Origin of the sequence: Candidatus Koribacter versatilis Ellin345 (assembly GCF_000014005.1) — a bacterium.
Taxonomy (GTDB): Bacteria; Acidobacteriota; Terriglobia; order Terriglobales; family Acidobacteriaceae; genus Korobacter; species Korobacter versatilis_A.
In genome coordinates this window covers 764,412-788,463 of sequence record NC_008009.1, presented here as the reverse complement: position 1 = coordinate 788,463, position 24,052 = coordinate 764,412, and the positions used below count along the sequence as shown (strand labels likewise).

At 57.8% G+C, this 24,052-nt stretch carries 18 protein-coding genes and 1 tRNA gene; 4 read left to right on the top strand and 15 right to left on the bottom strand.

The annotated features are described in order from the left end of the window. Window positions 1-13 precede the first annotated feature (13 nt). The 8 genes from ACID345_RS03275 to ACID345_RS03240 all read right to left on the bottom strand — a co-directional run bounded on the left by ACID345_RS03275 (window position 14) and on the right by ACID345_RS03240 (window position 9,847). Window positions 14-1,768: a class I mannose-6-phosphate isomerase gene (locus ACID345_RS03275; protein WP_011521446.1), complete on the bottom strand. Its 1,755-nt coding sequence runs from the start codon at window positions 1,766-1,768 to the stop codon at window positions 14-16. 150 nt (window positions 1,769-1,918) lie between these two features. After that, a complete protein-coding gene (locus ACID345_RS03270) occupies window positions 1,919-5,128 on the bottom strand; it encodes a TonB-dependent receptor (RefSeq protein ID WP_011521445.1) in 3,210 nt (1,069 codons plus the stop codon). Between the two features lie 341 nt (window positions 5,129-5,469). Then, a tRNA-Lys gene (locus ACID345_RS03265) sits at window positions 5,470-5,545 on the bottom strand. 90 nt (window positions 5,546-5,635) lie between these two features. Continuing rightward, window positions 5,636-6,910: a serine hydrolase domain-containing protein gene (locus tag ACID345_RS03260; RefSeq protein ID WP_011521444.1), complete on the bottom strand. Its 1,275-nt coding sequence runs from the start codon at window positions 6,908-6,910 to the stop codon at window positions 5,636-5,638. Window positions 6,911-6,989: 79 nt separating this feature from the next. After that, window positions 6,990-8,186 (bottom strand): aminotransferase class V-fold PLP-dependent enzyme, encoded by a 1,197-nt coding sequence (locus ACID345_RS03255; RefSeq protein ID WP_011521443.1) that lies wholly within the window; start codon window positions 8,184-8,186, stop codon window positions 6,990-6,992. Window positions 8,187-8,195: 9 nt separating this feature from the next. Next, window positions 8,196-8,528, bottom strand: a complete 333-nt coding sequence (locus ACID345_RS03250) for a TusE/DsrC/DsvC family sulfur relay protein (RefSeq protein ID WP_011521442.1) — start codon at window positions 8,526-8,528, stop codon at window positions 8,196-8,198. Window positions 8,529-8,673: 145 nt separating this feature from the next. After that, window positions 8,674-9,162, bottom strand: a complete 489-nt coding sequence (locus ACID345_RS03245) for an Lrp/AsnC family transcriptional regulator (RefSeq protein WP_011521441.1) — start codon at window positions 9,160-9,162, stop codon at window positions 8,674-8,676. 118 nt (window positions 9,163-9,280) lie between these two features. Next, window positions 9,281-9,847 carry an outer membrane beta-barrel protein gene (locus ACID345_RS03240; RefSeq protein WP_011521440.1) on the bottom strand — a complete coding sequence of 189 codons (567 nt, stop codon included), beginning with the start codon at window positions 9,845-9,847 and terminating at the stop codon, window positions 9,281-9,283. 208 nt (window positions 9,848-10,055) lie between these two features. Here ACID345_RS03240 and ACID345_RS03235 point away from each other — a divergent pair, with 208 nt between their 5' ends. After that, window positions 10,056-11,546 carry a hypothetical protein gene (locus ACID345_RS03235; RefSeq protein ID WP_011521439.1) on the top strand — a complete coding sequence of 497 codons (1,491 nt, stop codon included), beginning with the start codon at window positions 10,056-10,058 and terminating at the stop codon, window positions 11,544-11,546. Further along, a complete protein-coding gene (locus ACID345_RS03230; protein ID WP_041855396.1) occupies window positions 11,543-11,746 on the top strand; it encodes a hypothetical protein in 204 nt (67 codons plus the stop codon). Before ACID345_RS03235 ends, ACID345_RS03230 begins: the two co-directional genes overlap by 4 nt. Window positions 11,747-11,768: 22 nt before the next feature. On the opposite strand, the gene ACID345_RS03225 is transcribed toward ACID345_RS03230, so the two are convergent. From ACID345_RS03225 to ACID345_RS03200, 6 genes are all read right to left on the bottom strand, one after another. Next, the gene (locus ACID345_RS03225) at window positions 11,769-12,197 is read right to left on the bottom strand and encodes a CBS domain-containing protein (protein ID WP_011521438.1); all 429 of its coding nucleotides are present in this window, start codon (window positions 12,195-12,197) and stop codon (window positions 11,769-11,771) included. Window positions 12,198-12,318: 121 nt separating this feature from the next. After that, window positions 12,319-13,707 (bottom strand): DUF58 domain-containing protein, encoded by a 1,389-nt coding sequence (locus tag ACID345_RS03220; protein ID WP_011521437.1) that lies wholly within the window; start codon window positions 13,705-13,707, stop codon window positions 12,319-12,321. A 32-nt stretch (window positions 13,708-13,739) separates the two neighbouring features. Further along, complete coding sequence (locus tag ACID345_RS03215) at window positions 13,740-13,979, bottom strand: PGPGW domain-containing protein (protein WP_041855395.1); 240 nt, start codon at window positions 13,977-13,979, stop codon at window positions 13,740-13,742. Between the two features lie 102 nt (window positions 13,980-14,081). Beyond that, window positions 14,082-14,681: a DedA family protein gene (locus ACID345_RS03210; RefSeq protein WP_011521435.1), complete on the bottom strand. Its 600-nt coding sequence runs from the start codon at window positions 14,679-14,681 to the stop codon at window positions 14,082-14,084. Beyond that, the gene (locus ACID345_RS03205) at window positions 14,682-15,527 is read right to left on the bottom strand and encodes an alpha/beta fold hydrolase (RefSeq protein WP_187148931.1); all 846 of its coding nucleotides are present in this window, start codon (window positions 15,525-15,527) and stop codon (window positions 14,682-14,684) included. A gap of 115 nt (window positions 15,528-15,642) precedes the next feature. Beyond that, window positions 15,643-16,887, bottom strand: coding sequence for an aspartate aminotransferase family protein (locus ACID345_RS03200; protein ID WP_228370729.1), 1,245 nt, complete (start codon window positions 16,885-16,887; stop codon window positions 15,643-15,645). A 361-nt stretch (window positions 16,888-17,248) separates the two neighbouring features. Between ACID345_RS03200 and ACID345_RS03195 the strand changes: the two genes are divergently transcribed. Next, window positions 17,249-21,145, top strand: a complete 3,897-nt coding sequence (locus ACID345_RS03195) for a TonB-dependent receptor (protein WP_011521432.1) — start codon at window positions 17,249-17,251, stop codon at window positions 21,143-21,145. Here ACID345_RS03195 and ACID345_RS03190 read toward each other — a convergent pair. Continuing rightward, window positions 21,114-22,151 carry a TIGR01777 family oxidoreductase gene (locus tag ACID345_RS03190; protein ID WP_011521431.1) on the bottom strand — a complete coding sequence of 346 codons (1,038 nt, stop codon included), beginning with the start codon at window positions 22,149-22,151 and terminating at the stop codon, window positions 21,114-21,116. The genes ACID345_RS03195 and ACID345_RS03190 overlap by 32 nt on opposite strands. Window positions 22,152-22,277: 126 nt before the next feature. Between ACID345_RS03190 and ACID345_RS03185 the strand changes: the two genes are divergently transcribed. Then, complete coding sequence (locus tag ACID345_RS03185) at window positions 22,278-24,014, top strand: carbamoyltransferase family protein (protein ID WP_011521430.1); 1,737 nt, start codon at window positions 22,278-22,280, stop codon at window positions 24,012-24,014. Window positions 24,015-24,052 lie beyond the last annotated feature (38 nt).

Genomic DNA, 24,052 nt, shown 5'->3' with positions numbered 1-24,052 from the left:
CCCTCACTGTCGTTTAAGGATTGCTACGGACGAAAGCCTTAATCGTGGCGCAGCGCTTCCCTTCCGACTCGCCATGAGGCCGGATCGTGTATTCACCCACCGCTGCCGGAACGATGAACGTTTCCGCGAAGTGGACGACGAAGGGCGGAAATGCGCTGGTCGGACTCTCTACCATTGCCTCACGACCCTCGCAAAGATTCAGAACATTCACGCCGCCATTGGTGTTGTGTCGCACCGGGGTAGTAAACCAATGCCGCCGCGTTTCAATGAACTCGCGCTCGTGCAGCCCTGTCCGTTCTTCTACCCAACCCTCGCCTCGGTCGACTTCCGAAGTATGATTGACCAGGTTTTCTTCTACCCATTTTGTCGTCCGGTCCCACTGCACGTTACGAAGCCCATGCTCGAGGTGAATCGGTCGCGGGGTTCCGTCGAGACCCAAACGGCCCCAGTCCCACATCTTGAACGTGAAGATATAGGGAGTCGCACTGATCTCCAGCACCATGCTGTTCTTCCCCGAACAGTGTGGTGTTCCGGCGGGAATCAAGAAGTGATCATGCTTTTTCGCCGGAAAGCGATTGACATACTTTTCCGCGTCGAACGGGATCTCGCCCTCTTGCGCCAGATGCAGGTCATCGATCATCTGCCCGCGATCGATGTTCTCTTTCAATCCGAGATACACGCAGCCCTCTTCGGTGGCATCGAGCATGTAATAGCTCTCATCCTGCGTGTAGTTCATCCCGAACTTTTCCTGGATGTACTCGGTCAACGGATGCACTTGGAAAGAAAGGTTGCCGCCATCCATCGTGTCGAGAAAGTCGAAGCGGATCGGGAACTCTGTTCCGAAGCGAGCATGCACCGCTTCTCCCAGCAACTCATGTGGGCGGGCAAACACCAGATTGATGGACGGGATCTCGACCCGCGCATCGCCGAACGCCAGTAACAGGCTGTTTTCTTCGGGAACGCAGTCAAAGCACCATGCATAGTTTTCGGCGTCGCGCGGTAGATCGCAAACTTCCTTCATCCATTGTCCGCCCCACGGCCCAGGATCGAAGAATGGCACGACTCGGAATGGACGGTGCGCAGCGATCCGCAATCCTTCTGCAAGCTGCGCTCCGTTGATCATCTTCGGCGTAGCTCGATCGTTGGTGTCGAGTACGAAATCAATCTTCGGCAGGAGTTGCTTCTTCAGGCGATCTGCGGCGCGCCAATCCACAAAAAAGGCGCGCTTATATTTCAACGAAGCACGTTCAGTCGCGTTCTCCAGTCCCAGGTTGGCGATCTCGTTGGCGCGCTGACGTTGTTGAATCTTCCAACGCGCCATGTCGCAATAAACCAGCAGGTCCCAGTGTTCTGCAATCAGGGCAGCTCCGGTTCCTATAACCAAAACCAGGCCGTCGGCTGTATTCAGATCGGCGCGCTTTTCTCCAAGTTTGCGCTCGTCGAGGAACTCGGAGAGTTCATAGTTGTTCATAAACGCGAAAACGGGGTCGTCCCCGAGATCGCGTGCAGTTAGTGTTCTGATTTCATTTTCGGACTTGTAACACTCCGCTGACCTAATGACCGAGTGCGGTTTCAGTCCATTCACCAACTCGGCTTCAATATTTCCTTCAAAACAGCCCGGATAACACTCCACACAAACTACAAATCTCCCTTGGATCGCCGTCTTCCTGAGCGTCTGTGTAATAGCCTTCCAGCCCACGTCACAGGTCGCATCGGGAACCGCAATCACGGGGAACTTATCGTAGTTCGAACTACTTTGCTTTGACATTGCCCCTCAAACTACAGGTACTAAGAACGGTGTATCGGAGTCGCGCCTGGAAACCGGATTGTTTGCCGATCATCTACCGCGAAAGAAACTCTTAAAAATGGGCGGCAACAATCTCTTGCTGCCGCCTGGTAGGGAGGTCGCTGCGTTCCGCTAGAAAACCAGCTTCAGCGAGAGCTGGATCTGCCGGTTGGTTCCCGGTCCGATCTGGCTTGTGTTCGAGTCAGCAACTGTCTGTCCGGTGCGGCCGAAGTTCGGATTCGGCGCGCAGGTTGCCGGATGGAATCCAGAGGCATCCGTGAACGCCCCAGTGATCGAGCTACAGATTCCACCATCGGGCGTTGCGAAGTTCGGGTGGTTCAGGATGTTGAAGATGTCCGCACGGAATTGCAGGTTTACCCTTTCCGTGATCGGAATGTTCTTCATCCCCGACATGTCCCACTGCACGAAGGCAGGACCACGCAGGTCGTTCCGTCCCGTGTTGCCCCACACTGGGCCCCAGTCGCCGGTGTAGTTAGGATTGATCTCATAAGCGGCGGAGTTGAAGCTGCTGTTCGGCCAATTTATGTCCGACAGGTAGCCTTGTTGTCCCGCCACGCGATTCGGACGCGTCGGGTTCCCAAACAATCCGCTCACCAGCGTGATGTTCACCGGCAAGCCAGACCGCGCCTGGAGAATGGTTGAAGCCTGCCATCCGCCCAGGATGGCCCGTTTCCACGCCGCTTCTCCCTTCAGGTTTCCGAACGCATACACCACGCTGCCTGTCAGGTTCTGACGCACGTCCCAATCGCCGCTGGCAATGTCAGCCTTCGGGTCGGCCGGGTTGGTATACCCGGGACTCAGGAAGTTCATCTGGTCGTCAATCTCGTGCGACCAGACATAGTTCGCTTCGAAATTCAACTTCCCGATGTTGTGCCGCACTTGCGCTTGCAGTGAGTTGTATTTCGAGAACAGGCAATCGCACAGATAGTTCTCGCTCGCGTATCCCGATAGCGGACGCGCCTGCGTGAATGGGTTAGCGGGATTCAGGTTCACATTCGCGAACGAAACGCCCGCCTGCATGTGCATAGCGTGGTTGCCAATGTAGTTCAAGGCCAGAACCGTGTTTGGGGCAATCTCCTGCTCGATCCCGAACATCCAGTTCTCGGAGAAAGGATCCTGAGGATTACTCGGGAAGATATTTACGTTTTGCGTTCCTGGCTGCAACGGCGGGTTGGGTGACGGATAGGCGATCGAGAACGGAGGATTTCCGAAAATCGCCTGGAACACATTCACGCTATAGCTCTGGTAATCGGGAATGTTCCCGATCATCCCGAAGCCGTACTGCATCGGCATATAGAACAGACCGTAGTATCCATGTACCACCGTCTTTCCAGTGCCGAACGGGTCCCACGAGAAGCCGAGGCGCGGCGCAACATCACCCTTCGGCGCGTTGTAGATGTCCTGGTTTTGCGGCAGGAAGGCCTGCGTCGCGAAATCGAAATTCTGCTCGATGTTGTGACGCTCGCTCCACGCGGTGTTGTACTCGTAACGAACGCCGATATTCAACGTCAGGGTGCGCGTTACCTTCCAATCGTCCTGGAGATAGAGACCCCAATTTGAGTTGGTCACGCCCACAAATCCCGGGAACCCGATCTTTTGCAAAACGAACGGGTTATCGGTCCGGAAATCGTGGAACATATCCGGCTGAAAGATGTTTGCTCCGCCGAATTGGTACACCTGCTGAGGACGCAACCACTCGTTCAACTGGTTGGCGCGAATCTGTGCGCCAAAATGCAGCGTATGACGCCCCGACGTCTTCGTGACGTTGTCAAACACTTCAAACACATTGAACGGCGTGATCTGGTTGAACGTGTTCGGCCCCGGCAGATTGCCGAGGTTAGTGAAGAAGCCGCTGAACCCCACAAATGGTTCTGGCGTATTCGAGTCCGTGTTTGAGTAGAACCGGTTCAACGCCAAGCTCAGCTGGTTCAGCAATGTCGGGCTGAAGGTGTGCGTCTCATCCACCTTCAACAACTGCGTCCGCATGGATTGCGGCGAAACTTGTCCTTGGTTCAATCCATACGTGTAATCCGTTAACGAATCATTGATGTTGTAGCGGAAGAAAATCCGATCTTTGTCCGAAATGTTCCAATCAACTTTCACAGACCCGGTGTCTTCGCGAAGAATATCGGGCAACGACGCGGTTTCATACACGAGCTGCGCGCCGCCCGCGGTACTTGTCGCGTCGGTGGTATCCGTGGTTCCTGGCACTGCGCAGGAAGCCGGCGCAGGAATACTGGTACATCCCACCGGAACCGGCGCCAGTTGCGCGAAGACAGGATCCATCCGAGGGTCATGTGGCCTCGAACGCATATACGCACTTGGCGTCTCGTACAGCGCATTGAAGTTCGTAATGTGCGTGCGATCGCCCTCGTAATTCGCGAAGAAGAAGAGCTTGTTGCGGATGATTGGACCGGCGATGTTGCCGCCGAACTGGTTCATCCTCAGTGGGGCAGCCTTGCCGTTATTGAAGTAGTCTTTGGCATCCAGTGCGTCGTTCCGCAGGAACTCAAACGCTGTCCCGTGGAAGTCGTTCGTGCCCGACTTGGTGATGATGTTCATCTGCGGGCCCAGTGACCGTCCCGCTTCAGCGCTGAAACCGCTGTTAGTAAAGTCAATTTCCTGGATGCTGTCGACGCTCGCGCGCGTGACCCGCGCCAGTTCCTGGCCTTCCGTATCGAGGAATCCGTTAATGTCTCCGCGTGAGGCATTCTGGCCGTCAACCGTAATGTTCAGACCGGTGAAAATGTTCTCAAGCCCGTTGACGCTCCCTTGGAAGAATGTGGTTGAAGCCACCGACCCCGGAGCGATCTCAAGGAAGTTGCTCACGTCGCGCCCGTTGATCGGAAGGTTCGCCACCTGCGTCGCGTTCAACGTGGTGCCGCTTTGGGCCGTCTCGGTGTCAACGGACGTCGTGGTGCCAGTCACTTCAACTTTTTGCTCGCTCCCAGCGACTGCCATTGCCAGGTTCGCGTGTACGACCGCGCCTACGTTCAACACAACACTCTGGCTTTTTGTCTCGGCAAAGCCGGTCGAATTCGCACTCACTACGTAATTTCCGACCGGTAATTCCGACGCGACGTAATATCCGGTCGCGTTCGTCGTCACCGTCTTCTGAACGTTGGTGCCTGTGTTGGTCACAGTGACTTTTACGCTGGGGATTGCGGCGCCGGAGGAATCAGTCACGGTTCCGGTAATCGTGCCGGTATCAAACTGCGCAAATAACGGCACAGCTAACAAACAGAAAAGAACCAAAAGTAGGACCTGACGCACGGTGCCTGGGATGCGCTCTGATAGCTGCACGCGCTCGTTTGTTGTCATGACGATCTTCCTCCCGCCTTCCTGTGAAAGGCGACGCATAGTTCGGGATCGCCAAAAATCCTAATGCCCTTTATTAGCCTGAGTCAATCATTTTCATGACCGTTTACGATAAAACGGTCTTTGTTTTGTCTTTTTTGGCCAAAACAGAACTTTTTCCCATTTCGTTGCCATCGGAAATCTGGCAATCGGCCGCATCCCCCGTCAGCAACAAGGCGCAACCAGACAACGGCAAACATCCAGACATCGTTCGCGATGTCTCTAGATAAAAAGCCGGGAATCCACGAGTTCGCACATCACGAGTGCACTGGTCGATTTGTGATCGCAGTGAGAATTGGAAGGAATGGTGAGCGCGATGGGGATCGAACCCATGACCACCTGATTAAAAGTCAGGTGCTCTACCAACTGAGCTACGCGCTCTTATTTTGGCTGCAAAATGGCAGGTGGGACCCGCACAGCCACAACACCTCTAGTGTAGCATCCGTCAGCCGTGGCTGTGCGTGCTCTACATCAATCAATGATCGCCTGGAACGCGAGCGCTTTTGCCGCTTCATTGATCGTCGCGCCACCGTTGTTTTTGAGTTGCGACATGAAGATCACGATCATCTGTTCTTTCGCATCGATCACGAACTCCGTGTAGTAAAAGCCGCCCCATTGGACTTCGCCGGGCGTGCCGATTTCATGCAGCGGCGATTTCACACCGTCCACCCCGAATCCAAGCCCAAAACCTTCCTCCGGATTGATTTTCCCCAATTGATCGTGCGACATCAGTTCGATCGACTTGCGACTCAGCAGTCGCTTGTTGCCGACCTTGCCTTCATCCAGAACCATCTGGCAGAAGCGCAGATAATCCTGCGCCGTTGATATGAGCCCGGCGCCGCCCGAGAACAACTTCTTCGGCCCGTTGTATGGATAATCTGCGGTGTAGATGAAGTCTTTTTCGACGACTGGCGTGTCCGGAAAACGCTTCAGTCCTTTGTCGTCGAGCCAGTACACCGTCGCCAAGCGATCCAGCTTTCCCTGCGGTGGATAGAAATAGGTGTCGGTCATTCCCAGAGGATCGAAGATCCGCGTCTTGAAGAATTGATCGAGCGGCATCCCCGAAACGACTTCGACCAATCGCCCCAGCACATCCACGCTGAGCCCATACTCCCAGCGCTCACCCGGATTGAACAACAGTGGCTGTTGGGCGAGTTGCTTCACGCTATCGGCAATCGTGCCGTCATACTGCGCTAGCCCATGCGCGACATTTCCCTTGTGGTAATACGGCCCAAGGTCTTCGTTCCAGTGATACGTAACGCCGGACGTGTGCCGCAGCAAGTCGCGAATCGTGATCTCGTTCTTCGCCGGGATGGTGTAAGGATCCCCCTGCGCGGGCTTTACCAGAACTTTCGGGTTCTTGAATTCGGGAATGTACTTCGAGATTGGGTCGTCGAGCAGGAACTTCCCTTCCTCGTACAGCATCATTACGGCCACGCTCGTAATCGGCTTCGTCATCGAGCAGATGCGAAACATCTCATCCGGACGCATCGCCTTGTTGGCTTCGCGATCAGCCATCCCTTGCGCCTTGAACCACGCAATCTGCCCATGGCGCGATACCAGCGTTACCGCGCCCGCAATCTGCTTGTCGTCGATGCTCTTCTGTACCGCCGCGCCAAGCCGCTCCAGCCGCTCCGACGAGAGTCCCACGCTCTCCGGTTTTACCGTTGGCTGCGCCGTCGCCATCAGCGACATCGCAACCACAGCCATCCACAGCGCAGACCTGCGCGCGATCTTCAATAACATCCCCTGCCCTCCGCACCAAAGTTCGAACGAGTGTACAGCGAGCTTGGCATTCACGGTCTGGCCGCGGGACCGCGATCGTCTATGCCGTAACCCTCGACTTCGCGCTCCGGCTCATCGCCCACTTCGCGATTTCAGAAACCGCGTGAATCGCAGCGTCTACCTCTTCTTCGGTGTTGAACGCTCCGATCGAGAAGCGCACTCCCCCATCGCGTTTCACGGTACCGAGCTGCGTATGTACCAGTGGAGCGCAATGCAGCCCAGTGCGCACTGCGATGTTGTAGTCCACATCCAGCATCACGCCCACATCTCCGGGGTCCATCGTATCGATGTTCATCAATATCGTCGGCAGATGGTTCGCCAGATTCTCGCAGCAATAGAGCGTCACGCCTTCGACTTGTCGGAAGCCGTCCACCAGCTTCTTCGCCAGTTTCATCTCGCGGGCATGGACCATTTCCACTCCATGCTCATCGAGCCAATCCTGTCCCGCCCACAGTGAAGCGATCCCTACCAGGTTCGGTGTCCCATACTCCAGCCGCCACGGATACTCCTCGAGATGATACGGATCCACCGACCGAACGCCCGTGCCGCCGCTGCGCACCCGCTTCACTTCAACATGCTTGCGAATGCACAACCCGCCTATCCCCACGCTGCCCATCAACGCCTTGTGACCGGTGAACGCAACCACATCCACGTTCATCGCTCTCATGTTGATCGGCACTACTCCGGCTGTCTGTGCCGTATCGATCACGAAGGTCACACCGCGCTCACGGCAGATCTTGCCGATATCCGCCACCGGTTGTACCGTGCCGATAACGTTCGACCCGTGGTTCACAACCACGGCTTTTGTATTCGGGCGTATTGCCGCGGCAATCGCTTCCGGTTCAATGAATCCGTGCGCTTTGAAGGGCACATACGTCGCCTCCGCCCCGCAATCGCGCACCATATGGTTCACCGGACGAATCACCGAATTGTGTTCGAGATTCGTAGTCACCACGTGATCGCCATGCCCCACCAAACCAGGAATCACCAGGTTCAGTGCATCGGTCACGTTGGAGGTGAACACCAGCCGGTCTGGCGCATCCTCATCTCCGCCGAAGAATTTCGTCAGGCGCTTGCGTGACCGGTCCACCATCGAACCGGTCTCCATTGCCAAGTCGTAGCCGCTGCGCCCCGGATTCACCCCGTGCGTGCGGTAAAACTCATCCATGAAGCGATACACGTTCTCCGGCTTCGGCCAGCCCGTTGCGGCATTATCGAAATAGATCAGCTTTTCCATCGCAGCTTCCTAAACGCACCCTGAGGGCTTTGGCAGTCCGGCAATCCTGCACGCTCCCCGGATCGGCCCAGCAGGAAAGAGTTCGTAGAATCCCCGCAGCGAAATCTGCGACTCCGAGCACATCGCGCGCACCGTGGGCACGGCACCGTGCTCCCGGAAGTAAGCGCGGACGTAATGAATGATTTTCCAATGCGCTTCGCTCAATTCGTTAACGCCATCGGTTTGCGCCAGCACCAGCGCTAATGTCGCATCCCACAGTTCGGGTTGCAGGATGAATCCATCGTCGTCAACATCCACATCCCGATCGTTCCACGCAAACTTCCGCAGTTCCGCCGTAATCATGTCGCCTCGCCAAGCGCGCCTGTGCGCAGCTTGCAATAGGAAAATCCTACGTAAAGCGAATAGGCGTTTTACATGCAGAAATGATGGTTGTTTTAGGAATTCAGGCGAGAAACAAAAGTCCAACTCACTATAGAGTTGCAGTTCGTTAAGTTCGGCCTGCGGGCTCGGTCGCCTCGCCTGCACGCACAATATTCCCCCACGCCAGCGCCGTAGAAAGCACCATCTGCGTAGTCGTCGCAACGTAGGGCATCAGCGCATCGAGCAGGCGCTCGAGGTGCCCTACATCCGCCACCGCGATCTTGATCAGAAACGAGTCGGCGCCAGTAACGCGATGGCATTCCAGCACTTCGGGATGTTCGCCCGCCAATTCCATGAAGCGCGTCAGGTTCTCGCCGCCGACCTTCACATTCACGAAGGCCAGGATCGGCAGCCCCACCTTTACCGGGTCAATCTGTGCGCGATAGCCCACAATGATCCCGGCATCCTCCATCTTGCGCACGCGTTCCGTCACCGCCGGCGTCGAAAGCCCAACGATTCGACCCAACTCCGCGTATGGAATGCGTGCGTTCTGCTGCAACGCTCCGAGGATGTTCCACCCAATCTCGTCCAGCAGATGTTCGAAGGTGTCTTTCATGGCGAACCATGAAAATCGTAACTTCCGCCACCGGATCGCGCTGTGTCGCACGTCACAAAAAGCAAAAGGGCAGCCCTGGATCAAGCTGCCCGTTCGCTTCTCGAATTGTGATTTGTTCTTAGAACCGGAAGGTCGGTCCTGCCGAGACCTTCAGATTGTTATGTGCTCCATTGGAGAAGTAGATTTCGTCACCCACATCAACGCGCAGGCCGATAGGTCCCAGGTACGCCTCAAGACCACCGCCCGGGTACAGCACGCCATGCGTACCGCCGTCGGGAACCCCATTCACTTGCGAGGTAAAGCTGTTGTTCCCGTAATTGAAATTCAGCAGTCCGCCTTTTACCGTTGCGAAGATGCGGACCGGTCCGGAAGTCTGGAATTTCGGACCAGCCATGAAGTTCACAAGGTGCAGGTCGGTGCTATAGGTGTTCAGCACGCCGCCCGTGTTGGAAACGAACGTGATCGCACGGTTGGGGTCCCACGTACCTTCCGCTTCGATCGTCGCGTGTCGATTGACGTTGAATCCAACACGCCCACCTACACCGACGTAATTCTTGTCGATATTTCCGGTCGAGAGCCGCGTCCAATCCGCGAAAACACCTACTTCCACGTGGTCTTGCGCGTACAGGGCCGGCGCCAGCATTAACAAAGCGGCTAACGCAACAAATAACGAAATCTTCCGCATGTCTCCCATCTCCAAAAACGGCGTTCAAAATTGCGTGCCCTCGTTCGTGCACCCTCGAGAGAAGGCGTTCAGCATGAATTTGGGTACGTTTTGGAGAGTTGGATGGGCGTGCCGTTCCGAAGGTGGGCTGCTGTAGGTATTTCTGAGCTTCTGCCGGAAACGTTGCCGCGGAAAGCGCAGCTTTCCGGCCTATAATGCCGCCACCACCATGCCATTTACGCTCACCTCGTCGTCGAATTCATCCAGTTCGAACGCCGGCAGCGGTTGTCTCATGCTGTTTAGCCTGCCCTTTATTGGCATGGGACTTTTCTTCGCCGGAATGAGCGCAAAGAATCTGGATAATCCCAACTTCAAAAATCCGTGGATAGGGATCATCTTCGGCCTGGTCTTCGCCGGATTCGGCGCACTCATCTTCGCCGCAGGATTGCAGTCCGGACGCACGCAAAAACGGGTGAATGCAATTCGTGCCGCCAACCCGGATTCCCCCTGGCTTTGGCGCGAAGACTGGGCGCAAAGCCGCGCGAATGGCGCCTCTCGCTATTCGGCCCTCGGTCTGTGGTTTTTCGCCCTGGTTTGGAACGCGATTTCGTGGGGCGCGGCCTTCGCCGTAACCAAGAACCCACAGCCGAATAAGTGGGCCTACATTGTCGTTGGGCTCTTCCCGGCGGTCGGCATTTTTCTCCTGGTCACCGCCATTGTGCAGACGCTGCGGCAACTCCGTTTTGGCCGCACTTTCCTCCAAATGCAATCCTTGCCCGCGCCTCTCGGCGGGAAACTTCGCGGCACGATTGACGTCCGCTTGCCTTACCCATTACCGCACGGCATCAACCTTTCGCTTACGTGCTTGAATCGCGTCACCAGCGGCAGCGGCAAAGACCGTTCCACGAGCGATCATATTCGTTGGAAGGACACGACGAACCTCGGTTCCGAGTACATCATGGCCGGCCCAACAGGCAGCGCCATCCCGGTTGAGTTCGAAATTCCGCGTAACATGCCAGCCACCGATCACACGACTTCGGCCAACGAAATTCTCTGGCTCCTGCGCGCGGAGGCCGACGTCCCCGGCGTCAACTTCGACGACAACTACGAGGTCCCCGTTTTCGAGACTCGAGGATCGCCAAGTCTCGCCGACTGGCAAACCCACGAAGAAGAAGAGCAGCGCATCCATCCGCCGACTGCGCCAGTTCGTGGAACAGTGGTTGTATCCGCTGCACCCGAAGGCGGTACGCAGTTCTACTTTCCTGCCGGACGAAACGTCAGCTCCGCCATCGGCGTCACGCTCTTCGCCATCTTCTTCGGTGGCGCGGAGGTACTTATTTTCGTGATGCACGCGCCGTTCCTCTTTCCTATCGTCTTCGGACTGATGGACCTTCTGCTCTGGTTCATTGCCGTGAATTTGTGGTTCGGCACTGCCCGCATCGTGGTCAAATCCGACGCCGTCGAGGTCCACACCAACCTCCTCGGCTATCACAGCGATAAGCGCTGGCTCGCAGGCGAGATCAAGGCCATCTACCCGAAGATCACCATGCAATCTGGCGGGGGCAGCAGCGGCATTCCGTATTACACGATTACGATTCAAGCCCTCAACGACCGTGAATACCCAATGGGCAACGCGTTACGCGACCACAACGAAGCCGAGTGGCTCTGCTGCCAAATCCGCGACATCGCGAAATTGAAAGCCCGCACCGTGAGCGCATGAGAGCCGCCCTCCTCCTGCAGATCAAGCCGTGGCAGCTTGCACGTTTACTTGTCGTCTGGATCGTGGTGCAACTGGCGGCCGGGGTCGCAACCATGCCCCTGGGGCTGGTGAAACGCAAGGAGAGTCCCAGCGCCTACTGGTTGATCCTCACCAGCGAACTCGCCGCCGTGCTCCTGACTTTGGCGGTCTATCGCGGTTGATCCACGCCAGCCGCGCAAACCGTCAGCTCGCGATATACGCCCGCATCATGCGCACTTCGACGTCCTTCTCATCTACCTCGTACAACAGAAGGTCGCGGAGCGAGAGAAAGCCGACCAGCCTTCGGCCTTCGCATACCGGCAGGTGCCGAAACTTGTGCTGCTTCATCAGTACCATGCAGTCGTGGACCGACGTCTCCGGCGCGACCGCGAGTGGCTCCGGCGTCATCACCGTTTCAACGGTTGTGCTGTGCGGATCCATGCCTCGCACCACGACGCGGGTCATGACATCGCGTTCGGAGAAGATGCCGACCAAATGTCCGTGGTCTAACACAGGCACTGCGCCTACGTTGTTCTCCACCATGAAGTGCACGGCTTCGATCACCGATTGATCGTGTTGCACAACATGGAGATCGTGGTGGTTTTGCTTCAGCAGTTCGAGGATGGCTGGCATTGCAAGTCCTCCCGAACGCCGCCTCGGGGGGAGGACGGCTATTCGCCCACAGGTGGGACGGCACTTTAGACCCAATCCAGCTCTCATGCAAGCAAATCCGTCACTTTTTCGCTGATTGCTCTTACTCAAGGAAGAGGAAATACGAGCAGTTCCAGAGCGGCGTCGGAATGCTCCCACGCTTTCGCGGCGTGATCACGATGTTGTAGTCGTCCGTGATTTCCAACCCATCGAGCACGGATTCACCCGGTTTCGGCTGTACCAGCGCTGCATACCGCAGAAATTCGTAGATCTCGTTCGACCCTGAATAGCCCGGCGCCGCGAACGAGAGTTCGGTCGTATCTCCTGCAAAATGCCATGCCAGCGACGCCGCGAGTTGCACCCCACGTTCGTAGCCTTCTGGAGAAATTCGCCCGGGTTCGGGATTGTCGAATACGATGCGCAGCTTCCGCTCATCCTCGCGCGTGAACTCGCGGACCTTCAGGTCGCCGGTGCGCGCGGTTGCTTTCCAATCCACGTGGCGGGCTGAATCTTCCATCGCGTAATCGCGAATGCGATAGAGGTCGTATCCACGTCCGCGCACGTACGATTCGAACTCTCCCGTGATCAATGGCAGCATCTCGAAGTATTCGTCCGTGGAATCGACAGAGGGATACACCACAACCTCGCGCTTCATCGCAATCGTCCGTGTCTTGGTCAGGAACGAGAATGGAAACCGGGTTTGAAGCCCGAATCCGCTCTGTGCATACGAACCGCGTTTCGCGAAGCTGAGTTCGACTTCGGCCTGGGCCGATTGCCTTGCCGGGATGAATGGAAAGTACACCGTGCCGCGAAAGAGCTCCTCGGATGGCTGCGCTTCGGTCTCCCAACGGACCGATAGATCCGGCCACAGAAACCATTCTTTTCCAGGCGCAGACTTGGGCGGGAAGCGAAACGATGACCGATGCATCGTGATGTGCTTCTTCGCCTTCTTATGCTTCGGCGGCACGACGCTCACGGAAAATGCAGGCACCAGACGGTTCTTGTTGCGAAGCACAAGTCGCGCCATCGCGACACTGCCGGCAAACAGGTGCTCGGGAACGATCACTTCGAGTTCGAGGCCGAGCAACACCATGGCACTCGCGACGCCCGAAACCACCACCGCAGCCAGCATCGCTGAGACCACAATGAAGAGAAGGTTATTGCCGGTGTTGAGCGCGGCGATCCCGATCACGAGTGCCAGCACGAGATAGATCGTGCCTTCGCGCGTGACCTCATAGTTCAGAGCGTCGCGTACGCGCCGGATTCGCACTCGCTTTGCCAAGTAGGGGACGACGGCAATACCGACGACGACAGCGAGAAGGAGCGCGGAACTCGCGAGGATGATTCCAGCAATCGCGTTACCGGCTTCGTTGGCGACGGTTGAGAGCATCGCCGCCGAGAACGCCAGCGTCAGGCCAAAGATCGCGATGAAGAAGCGCGCCCACGCGCCGCGATCAATCTTCGATAGTGCAAGCTTCAGGAGTTCTCGCATCCGGCTGATGCGATTCTATCGCGGATACCCGCTCAGTCGGCGGAAGTGGCGCGCCCGGAGTACTTCTCAACTGCGTTCACCGTCTTTGGAAAACGGCCGCGCAGTCGTCCGATCAGGTTGTTCGCCCAGACATATTCCGAAGATAGCGTGAGCAATCCAAGCACGATCAGCGCGAACCCGGGAAATGGCAGGAAGAGTCCAACGATGCCGGCAACGAGCAACACCCAGCCGATCAACAGCCATATCGCGCGTTTGAGCCGGGTGATTGCCATTTGCCCATTGGATGCCAACTTTCCCAAAACGCCGCAGGAAAATTCCGGCATACGTACATCATCGGCTAACAACGTAAGAGTTTGATGAATCTGGCTTGGAAATCAGCGGCGGCGACGAAAATGCCGCCAAGCCAGGAACAACGCGATCGCTACCGCCACAAATATCACGGCATTCACGCCGCCCATTACCTCGACGACCTTGTTCCAGTGCCGGCCGAAGAGCGCTCCGATCGTGACCATAGCCACCACCCACACGGTCGCGCCGAGAACATTGAATAACAGGAAGCGCCGCCACGGCATCCGCAGCACGCCGGCCAGCGGCCCGCAGATGATCCGCAGCCCGAACACAAACCGGGCGATGAATACCGTCGCCGACCCGTAGCGTTCGAACGATTGCTCGCCCTTGACCAGGGTCTGATGCGAAATGCGGAAGAACTTCTGGTACTTCTCCAGCAGTGGGCGCCCGCCGCGCAGCCCGATCCAGTACCCGATATTGTCGCCCGCCACCGCCGATGCGATTGCCACGACGATCAGCAATGGAATGCGAATCGTACCCTGTGAGTAGGCGACGAACGAGGCGAACAGCAGGATGCTTTCGCCCGGCACCGGAACGCCGGCATTTTCCAGTAGCAGCGCAATGGCGACCGTCCAGTAGCCATGCTGCTGGAAGTGCTCGCGCAGAAAATCGAAGAGGAACTCCACCTAATGTGCGTCTCTCAGGAAAGGTACCACGGCGGCATTCCACTCTTCGGGACGCTCTTCATACGGCAGGTGCCCAGCGCCTTCGATCTTCAGCAGTCGCGCGTCAGGAATCGTCTCCAACATTCGCTGCGCCGAAGAGAAATACACCAGTCGGTCCTTCGTCCCCCACACCAGGAGCGTAGGAACATCAATCCCGCGCATGACGCCCTCGAGTTCATCGACGTTGCGCACCCAGTTTTTCAGCAGATCGAGGCAGTGCGGCACCGTGCCCTTGATCTTCAATGGCCGTGCATAGCCCGCCAGCGTTTCTTTTGTGATGAGCCGACGGTCGCCATACATTCGCGAGAACGTCATGCGTCGCACCGGGATATACGCCCATCGCGAAGCCTTCACCACCGCGCGCGAAATCGGATGCGCGGCGAACGGAGCTAGCCGACGTCCATGCTGCGACCAAGGATTCGCCGGTGCCGACAGCACCAGCCGATTCAGTTCCAGTCCCGCCGCACGAGCCAGCCGCGCCAGCCAGATTGCCACTGCACCGCCGTGTGAAGTTCCAATGATGCTCCACGGCCCGCCGCTCTGCGCCTTCAGGAAAGCCACCAGCCCCTCGGCCAGCCCGCGCGGCGACACATCCACTCCCGAAGGACGCTCGGCGTCGCCCATCCCCAACAGATCTACGGCGTAGCAGGTGAAGTGCTGCGCCAGGGCAGGAAGATTAAAGCGCCATGAAAAGGAAGACGCGATCAGCCCATGAATGAGCACCACGGGCGGGCCGTTGCCTACCTTCCGATAGTGCATGCGATGGCCCGTCGGGAGCGTGAAATCGTGCTCAGTGGTTTGGCCCAAGAATGTTTGCTGCGCCTCAATCATTTCGTGCAACCGGCACACCACCGAGCCACTCTAACTAACCGATATATCGCCTCTGTCGCTTCTTAGGGGAGCCCACCTCGGCTCCCCGATTTTATTGCGCCGCGACCGCGCTCTCTGCCTTCTTCGCCGCCTTCGCTTCCTTCTGCGTGGCCTTCAGCAGCTTCTTCAGCGTCTTAATTCCCTTATCGATGTGCTTTTCTTCCGTCAGAAACGGCGGGAGGAAACGAATGACGTTCTCCTGGGTCACGTTCCAGAGCACGCCCTCGGCGATTGCGCCTTCCACAAATCCCTTCGCCGGAACACTCAACTCCAGCGCCTGGATCATCCCCACGCCGCGCTGCTCCACCGCGATTTCGAATTTGTCCACCAGGTTCTGCAACTCCGCTGTGAAGTAGGCGCCGACCCTCTGCACCTGCTCCAGACGATGTTCTTCTTCGAGGATCGCGAAGTATTCCAGCGCCACGCGGGACGCGAGAGGTCCGCCACCGAATGTGGTGCCGTGCTTGCCCGCCGACATCGCCGCCCCCAATTCTTCTGTCACCAGGAACGCGCCCAGCGGCAGGCCTGCCGCAATTGGCTTCGCCAGGCAGACTACATCCGGCTTCACGCCGAAGTACTGGAACGCGAACATGGTGCCGGTGCGTCCCATGCCACATTGAATCTCGTCGAAAATCAGAGCTGCGTTGTGTCGTGTCGCCGCCTCGCGTGCTGCTTTCAAAAACTCCACACTTGCGGGACGAATCCCGCCTTCGCCCTGGATTGGCTCGATCACGATCGCGCAGGTCTCATCCGAGACCGCCGCGTTCAGTTGCTCGATGTCGTTGCGGTCGATGAACTGCACTGCACCCGGCAGCGGGTCGAAGTTCTTCCGATACTTCGGCTGGCCGGTGAGCGAGAGGGCGCCCAGCGTGCGTCCATGGAACGAACCATCCAGCGCCACGACTTTGCTTTTCGCCTCACCCCCGCGATCGTGCCCCGCGGCACGCACCAGCTTCAACGCACCTTCAATCGCCTCGGTACCGCTGTTGGAGAAGAACGCGCGCTGCAGTCCCGAGAGCTTGCATAGCTTTTCCGCCAGCAACCCCTGGTACTCGTTGTAATAGAGGTTTGAGAGGTGGATGACTTTCGCCGCCTGGTCGCGGATGACCTTCACGATCCGCGGATGCGCGTGTCCCAACGCATTCACGCCCAACCCGCTCAGCATGTCGAGATACTTGTTGCCCTCGAAGTCGAAAAGATAAACGCCCTTGCCCCGCTGCAATGCCAGCGGATAGCGCGCGTAGGTGCCGAGAAGGAACTGCTGCTCGCGTTCGACGATCTCCTGATAAGTGCTCATCGGCCCGTCCTGGATGGAATAGAAGTTCCTCTCCATTTTATTCCCGCGAAGCCGTTTGGAGGCCCGTCGGCACCACTTTGTCTGGGCGGTCGACGATTGCAGAATGCTCCGAAGCAACTTGGCGATCAAGTCGCCTTTCAGTCTGAAACAAATGTTGCAAATCTAAAATTCACTCTTGACTTCCTCTGAAGCGAGGTATCAAATGCTCGCCCATCTGAAGAAACAGAGCGGTGCGTGCTACCTACGCCCGCCACACGGGGCCTGTAACTCAATCCTGCTTCTGTTGTTGCCGACATTCATTACACATTTGTTTCACTCCAGCCCTGCTTGCTGAAGCGGGCTTGATCGCGGAGGAACCTAAATGCGGTATTGGAACGTTACTGTTCGTTTTGTGGCTCTTGCCCTGCTCCTTACAAGTTTGCCGCTCCTTGCTGGGGCGCAGGCGACCACGTCCTTACACGGCACCGTAACTGATACCACGGGCGCAATCGTCTCCGGGGCCAAGGTGACGCTCTCCAGCACCGCAACGAACATGGTTCGCCAGACCACAAGCAACGACAAAGGTATCTATGATCTCGAGTCGCTAATGCCGGGCGCCTACAAACTCACGGTCACCGCGCAAGGCTTCCGAACCATGGAGCGCCCCGAGCTCACACTGAAGGTGAATCTGCCCGCAACGGAAAATATCGTCCTCGCGGTGGGCGCCGCCAACGAGACGGTCGAAGTCACGGGCGAAGCGCCGCTGCTAAATACGACCGATTCCAGCGTTGGCCACAACATGGGCGGCGATGAGATCGAGCAGATTCCTCTCCGCTCCGAAAACATGCCCCTGCTGCTCAGCTTCCAGCCGGGCGTCGCGTATAACGGCGACAAACTTCTTGCCGACAGCTACGACACCCGCGCCGGCGCTGTAAACGGCGAGCATAGCGACCAGAACAACATCACCCTCGACGGTGTCAGCAACAACGACGAGTTCAGCGGCTACTCCTTCATCGGTGTTCTCCCCTCCACCGCTTTCTCCACCCAGGAGTTCCGGGTTACGACTTCGAACTACACCGCCGAACAAGGCCGTTCCGCCGGCGCGCAAATCTCCATGGTCACCAAGAGCGGCACCAACCGCTTCCACGGTGACCTCTACGAGTACAACCGCAACACCATCGGCGAAGCCAATGACTTCTTCCTGAAGAACGCGCAGATCGCCAACGGCCAGCCGAACACTCCTGAGAAACTCGTACACAACACGTTTGGTGGCGACGTAGGCGGCCCGATCATCAAAGACCGGTTGTTCTTCTTCTTCAACTATGAAGGACATCGACAGTCCTACTCGGCGAGTGAGTTCGCCAACATCCCCAGCACGACACTCCGCGACGGCATCATCCAGTACGCCTGCGACACTCCTTCGCAATGTCCTGCCAAGTCCGTCACCGGCATCAGCGGGAACGCCTATCCTATCCAGGCCGGATGGAACGCGCTCACCGCCTCAGAACTCGGCCTCATGGATCCGCTGGGTGTCGGCCCGAATTCCGCGGCTCTCAGCTACTTCAACGGCAGCTTCCCGCAACCCAACCAGTCGGCGTTGAACGATGCACCGAACTATGGCGGCTATCGCTGGGCCGCGCCCACGCGCCTCAGTGAGAATTGGTACATCGGCCGCCTCGACTGGAACATCACCAAGAATGGCAATCACACGCTCTTCCTGCGTGGCGCAGCGCGCAATGACAGCAACGACGGCGCTCCCTTCCTCCCCGGCGATTCCCCGCAGTACCGCACCATTGATCTGAGCAAAGGCCTGGTGGCTGGCTACACCGCGGCGTTCACACCACACATGGTGAACAACGTGCGCTACGGCATTACCCATCAGAGCATCGGCACCCTCGGCAACTCCAGCCAAGCCTGGGTCTTCATGCGCGACATGGACCAGGGCATTACTTACTCGAGCCAGTTCATTGCCCCGGTACACAATATCGCCGACACCCTGACCTGGACCAAAGGCACGCACAGCTTCTCGTTCGGCGGAAATATTTTGTTCATTCGCCGCAGTGACACCAACTACAACAGCTCGTTCAGCGATGCACTCACCAACGCCGACTGGCTCGCCTACGGTGGATTCGCCAACAAGAACGACCCTCTCGACCCTGCCTATGGCTGCTCACACGGAGGACCTTGCCACCCCGCGGTGGCGAGCAACTTCACCCATAGCTATGACTTCCCGCTCGCGGCGATGATGGGTATCGCCAGCGAGATTGACGCGCAATACAACTACAGCGTCAAGAACACGAGCACCGCCGATCCCATGGCGCAGGGCGCTCCGGTCGCACGCAATTGGTCAACCGACACCTACATCCTCTACGCCCAGGACTCCTGGCAGGCACGCCGGAACCTCACCATCAGCTACGGCCTGAACTACCAGTTGATGACTCCAATTACGGAAACCAAAGGCCAGGAAGTTACTCCCGACGTCAACATGGGCGCCTGGTTCAATCGCCGCGCGGGCGGCATGTTGCAAGGAACCCCCGATAACAGCTACACGCCGATCTCGTTCGCACCCTCCGGCAATTACTGGGGCCGGTCGGGCCTCTACTCGGCGCAGACGAAAAACTTCGCCCCCCGTATCGGCATTTCGTGGTCGCCCGAACCGAATTACAGTTGGTTGAAGAAACTTACCGGTGACCACCAGACCGTTCTGCGTGCCGGCTTCGGCATGTACTACGACAACTTCGGCCCCGCGCTCGCGCTGCACTACGACGCGGGTGGCACGTTTGGTCTTTCCACGAACCTCTCGAACCCGGCCTCGCAGCTCACGCTCGCATGCCCTCCCGGCTCCTCGGCGGACTGCATTGCGGCACCTCGCATCACGAGCATGAACGAGATTCCCGTTACCAATGGCGACGGTGTCCAGATCATGCCCGGAGCACCGCCGTCTAATTTCCCCGTCGAATACTCCGGCGTGGAAGCCATCGCGCGCGGCATCGATCAATCGGTGAAGACACCGTATTCCTACGCGGTGAACTTCTCCATCCAGCGTGAACTTCCTTGGAAGATGGTCCTCGATCTTGGCTATGTCGGCCACTTCGGCCATCGCATCCTCGGGCTCGACGACATTGCTGCGCCCCTGAACCTGATTGATCCGAAGTCGGGCATCAGCTACTACCAGGCGGCAACACGCCTCTCGCAGATGTGGCGCGCCGGTGTACCCGAAGGCTCGATTACGCCTTCCGCCATCGGCCCCACGGCGGCGTATTGGCAGAACATGATGAAGAACACGGGATCGTATGCGTATTGCAGCCAGGACGGCTCGACCGCCAACATGCTGCAAGCGATTTACGACGCCTTCGGCCCGGGTTGCGGCAGCCTCTACAACGAAACCTCCGGCCTCTATAACATCGACCTCGGCTACCTGCCGGGACTCGAGCCCATCGGCGGTTTCAACAGCTATTACAACAGCCAATACTCGTCCCTTTGGGATTGGCGCAGCATCGGTCACTCCAATTACCACGGACTCCAGGTCAGCCTGCGCAAGGACGTGAGTAACGGAGTCAGCTTCGGCTTTAACTACACCTACTCCAAGTCAATGGATATCGAGTCGCAGTCAGAACGCGGCGCGCACTATCTGACGTCGAGCATCATCAATCCGTTCGACGTTAACCAGATGTATGGCCCCAGCGACTTCGACCTGCGCCACCAGATCAATGCCTACTGGGTGGCTGACTTGCCCTTCGGGCGCGGCAAGAAGTTCGGCAACGACATGAACCGCTGGATGGATACCTTCCTCGGCGGATGGCAACTCAACGGCACCACCCGCTGGTCTTCGGGTTACCCGGTCAGCATGTTTATGGGCTACGTCTGGCCGACCAACTGGGATGAAATGGGTTGGGCCAACACCACCGGCAACAAAATCGCCACTGGCACAACCATCATCAACGGCACTCCGTGGATCTTCAAGAACCCCACGCAGGCCTCGCTCGATGCAGCCAGCGGCGGCCCGTTTGACTACGCCTACCCCGGACAGAGCGGAAGTCGTAACAACATCCGCGGCGATGGCTACTTCGCCGTGGACATGAGCATTTCGAAGAACTGGAAGATCAAGGAAAGCAATTCTTTCCAGCTGCGCTGGAGCGTGTTCAACGTGACCAACAGCACCCGCTTCGACGCCTACAACTACATGCAGACGGAATGGGACTCGGGCAGCCTCGGCCAATACTCCGGCACGCTGACCCAACCGAGAATCATGGAATTCTCAGGGATCTTCCGCTTCTAACACAGTTGAACTCGTTGCCTCCGGCTGGCGTCCTCCGCGCCAGCCTTTTTTGTTGGCTGCGGGTCAGCAGCCATTGTCGGCAGAGGTGGCCTGCCGCATCCGACCACGTCGGAAATCTGAACTTGAATCCATGATCAAGCAATCTGGTTGGAACCACTCGACGGCTCTTCAAAATGAGTTCGGTTTCCGTCCGAAGGAAGACGGCGCCGATCTCCAGCATCCGTTTGCTAGCAGGGAGTCCAAGCGGCATCCCGAAAGCAGCCCGCAGCGCACGCATGAACTCTGCGTTCGGCAACGGAGCCGGAGCGGCGACGTTAACGATTCCCTCGATGTCGTCGTGATCGATCAGCCAGCCAGTGGCCGCCACGAAGTCCTCGTAGTGAATCCACGACATAAACTGCCGCCCATCGCCGGCGCGCCCGCCCAGGCCATGCCGCATCAGGCCAACAAGCGCATCGAACACTCCACCGCGATCGGGGCTCAGCGTCATTGCCGAACGCAGCGCGACCTTGCGGGTGTGGACGGTCTTCGCTTCATGGAACGCGCCTTCCCAGGCGCGGGCAACCTCGATGCTGAATCGCCAGGAACTCGGGGCGTTGGGTTCCTCGCCGCCGAGGAGACCCGATATCTCGTCATTCGGGCCGTCGTAACGATGCGAGTAGATCGTGGCGGTGCTCGCCTGCAGCCACACGCGCGGCGGCCGCCCGGCATTCGCAATCGCTTGCCCGACGACTCGTGTCGACAACACGCGGGAGTCGAGGATTTCCTTCCGATTGGCCTCTGAGTATCGGCAATTGACGCTGCGCCCCGCGAGGTTGATCACCACGTCGCAGCCATCCAGTTCTTTTGCCCAATCGCCGAGCGCTGCCCCATCCCATACGATGACGCGCCACGGCTGGACCTGTGCACGGCGGCTGAGCACAACCACTTCATGCTCGTCGCGGTGAAAGGCGCGAGCCAAAATCGTTCCGACTTGTCCAGACTCACCCGGGATCACGATCTTCACTTGGTTCTCCTATTTCATCTGGCGCTACACAGGCCGCTTGCGATTCATATTTGAACGTGTTCTAATATTAGTGAACGTGTTCACTAAAGATGTCAAGCGAAGAAAAGAGTTGAGTTAGAGTTGCCCATGGTCGTACTTGGCTTCTCCGGTATTCAGAACGGCGAATACTACCGTCAACACTACGGCTTACGTTTTGTTGGGCACGACGCGGCCGTGGCGCTGGTGCGGGACGGCGAGGTGCTTTTTGCTGCCGAAGAGGAACGATTCTCCCGCCAGAAACACACGTCGAGCTTTCCGATCGGTGCCCTGAACGCCGCGCTGCAAACGACCGGATTAGAAATCGGCGACATTGACACCGTCGCGTACCCTTGGGCGATCACCGGCAGAAAGTTCCTGCACATGAATCTCAACCATGTGCACCGTGTGCCTTTGTTCTCAGGGCCGCAACTCGCGATCGCCGGAATGCGCGTGATACGTGACCTGATGTCACCCCAACGGATTGCAAGCCGCTTTTCCGCCGAACTTGGAAGCGCTCTTCCAAGGTGCCGCGGCGTCTCGCACCACATGGGCCACTCGGCGTGCGCCTACTACACTTCTCCATTCGACAGCGCCGCTGTCCTCACCATCGATGGCCAGGGCGAAGACGAGAGCGGTTCGCTGGGTGAGTGGAACGCAACCCGCTATCGTCACATCCGCTCCATCTATTCTCCTGATTCCATTGGAATCCTCTACGGCATGATCACGGATTTCCTTGGCATGCGCGCCGCCTGGGATGAGTACAAGGTGATGGGCATGGCGTCGTATGGGAATCCGACGCGCTTCGCGGCTCAATACCGCTCGCTCGTTGAATTGTTGCCCAGAGGAAGGTATCGCACCGATCGCACCGCGATGGTGTTCAAGCCTGGATATTGCGAGACGATGCTCTGCCGGACATTCGGGATCGCACAACGCAAGCCGGATGAACCGCTTGAGCAGGTCCACTTCGATCTTGCGGCGGCCTTGCAGAAGCTAACCGAGGACGTCGTATTTCATCTGCTGGCGCACCTCCGGAAAGAGACAAGCGCACCGGACCTTTGTCTTGCCGGCGGGGTCTTTCAGAACTCTGTTTTAAACGGAAAAATCCTTCGCTCCGGCCTTTTCGAGCGAGTGCACGTTCCGCCCGTACCCGGAGATCACGGAGGAGCATTGGGAGCGGCTCTGTTCGCTTACCACGAAAAGAACCTTAAGCGCACGGACCTGGATTTTTCTGCATTCACCGGCCCAGCATATGCGGAGCGCGAAATACAAGCCGTCCTGGATCAGGCAAATGCCGTCCGCTACAACCGTCCCGCGGAACTTGCGAATGAGGTGGCTCAGCGCCTTGCGCAAGGACAAGTTCTCGGTTGGTTTCAGGGTCGGATGGAATATGGTCCACGGGCGCTTGGACACAGGAGTATCTTGGCAAGTCCTCTGTCGGCGGAAATGAAGGACGTGGTGAATGAGCGCATCAAGCATCGCGAGCGATTTCGACCATTCGCAGGCGCTGTACCTCGCGAATGCGTGAACCAGTATTTCGAGTTGGACGGCGCTTCACCGTATATGCAGTTCGTGGTGCCGGTGAAAAAGGAAGCTGAGAACCGGATACCCGCGGTGGTTCACTTTGGAACCTGCCGCGCCCAAACCGTCGACCGAACCGACGACCCGTTGTTTCATGCTCTCCTGACTGCATTCGGAAAACTGACGGGCCATCCCGTATTGCTCAACACCTCGTTCAACGACGCCGACGAACCAATCGTATGTTCGCCCGCCGATGCGGTACGGACTTTCCTCCGCACGAATCTAGACGCAATGGCGCTAGGCCCCTTCCTTGTCGAACGGCGTTGAGGAACAAGGTTGATCGGGGAGGTGGCGATCAATCGCTT

Coding starts and splice junctions, on each gene's coding strand:
- ACID345_RS03220 (WP_011521437.1), bottom strand. CDS start 13,707: ATGCGAGAACTCCTGAAGCTTGCACTATCGAAGATTGATCGCGGCGCG.
- ACID345_RS03275 (WP_011521446.1), bottom strand. CDS start 1,768: ATGTCAAAGCAAAGTAGTTCGAACTACGATAAGTTCCCCGTGATTGCG.
- ACID345_RS03245 (WP_011521441.1), bottom strand. CDS start 9,162: ATGAAAGACACCTTCGAACATCTGCTGGACGAGATTGGGTGGAACATC.
- ACID345_RS03230 (WP_041855396.1), top strand. CDS start 11,543: ATGAGAGCCGCCCTCCTCCTGCAGATCAAGCCGTGGCAGCTTGCACGT.
- ACID345_RS03215 (WP_041855395.1), bottom strand. CDS start 13,979: ATGGCAATCACCCGGCTCAAACGCGCGATATGGCTGTTGATCGGCTGG.
- ACID345_RS03195 (WP_011521432.1), top strand. CDS start 17,249: ATGCGGTATTGGAACGTTACTGTTCGTTTTGTGGCTCTTGCCCTGCTC.
- ACID345_RS03225 (WP_011521438.1), bottom strand. CDS start 12,197: ATGCCAGCCATCCTCGAACTGCTGAAGCAAAACCACCACGATCTCCAT.
- ACID345_RS03185 (WP_011521430.1), top strand. CDS start 22,278: ATGGTCGTACTTGGCTTCTCCGGTATTCAGAACGGCGAATACTACCGT.
- ACID345_RS03235 (WP_011521439.1), top strand. CDS start 10,056: ATGCCATTTACGCTCACCTCGTCGTCGAATTCATCCAGTTCGAACGCC.
- ACID345_RS03260 (WP_011521444.1), bottom strand. CDS start 6,910: ATGTTATTGAAGATCGCGCGCAGGTCTGCGCTGTGGATGGCTGTGGTT.
- ACID345_RS03255 (WP_011521443.1), bottom strand. CDS start 8,186: ATGGAAAAGCTGATCTATTTCGATAATGCCGCAACGGGCTGGCCGAAG.
- ACID345_RS03270 (WP_011521445.1), bottom strand. CDS start 5,128: ATGACAACAAACGAGCGCGTGCAGCTATCAGAGCGCATCCCAGGCACC.
- ACID345_RS03200 (WP_228370729.1), bottom strand. CDS start 16,887: ATGAGCACTTATCAGGAGATCGTCGAACGCGAGCAGCAGTTCCTTCTC.
- ACID345_RS03240 (WP_011521440.1), bottom strand. CDS start 9,847: ATGCGGAAGATTTCGTTATTTGTTGCGTTAGCCGCTTTGTTAATGCTG.
- ACID345_RS03250 (WP_011521442.1), bottom strand. CDS start 8,528: ATGATTACGGCGGAACTGCGGAAGTTTGCGTGGAACGATCGGGATGTG.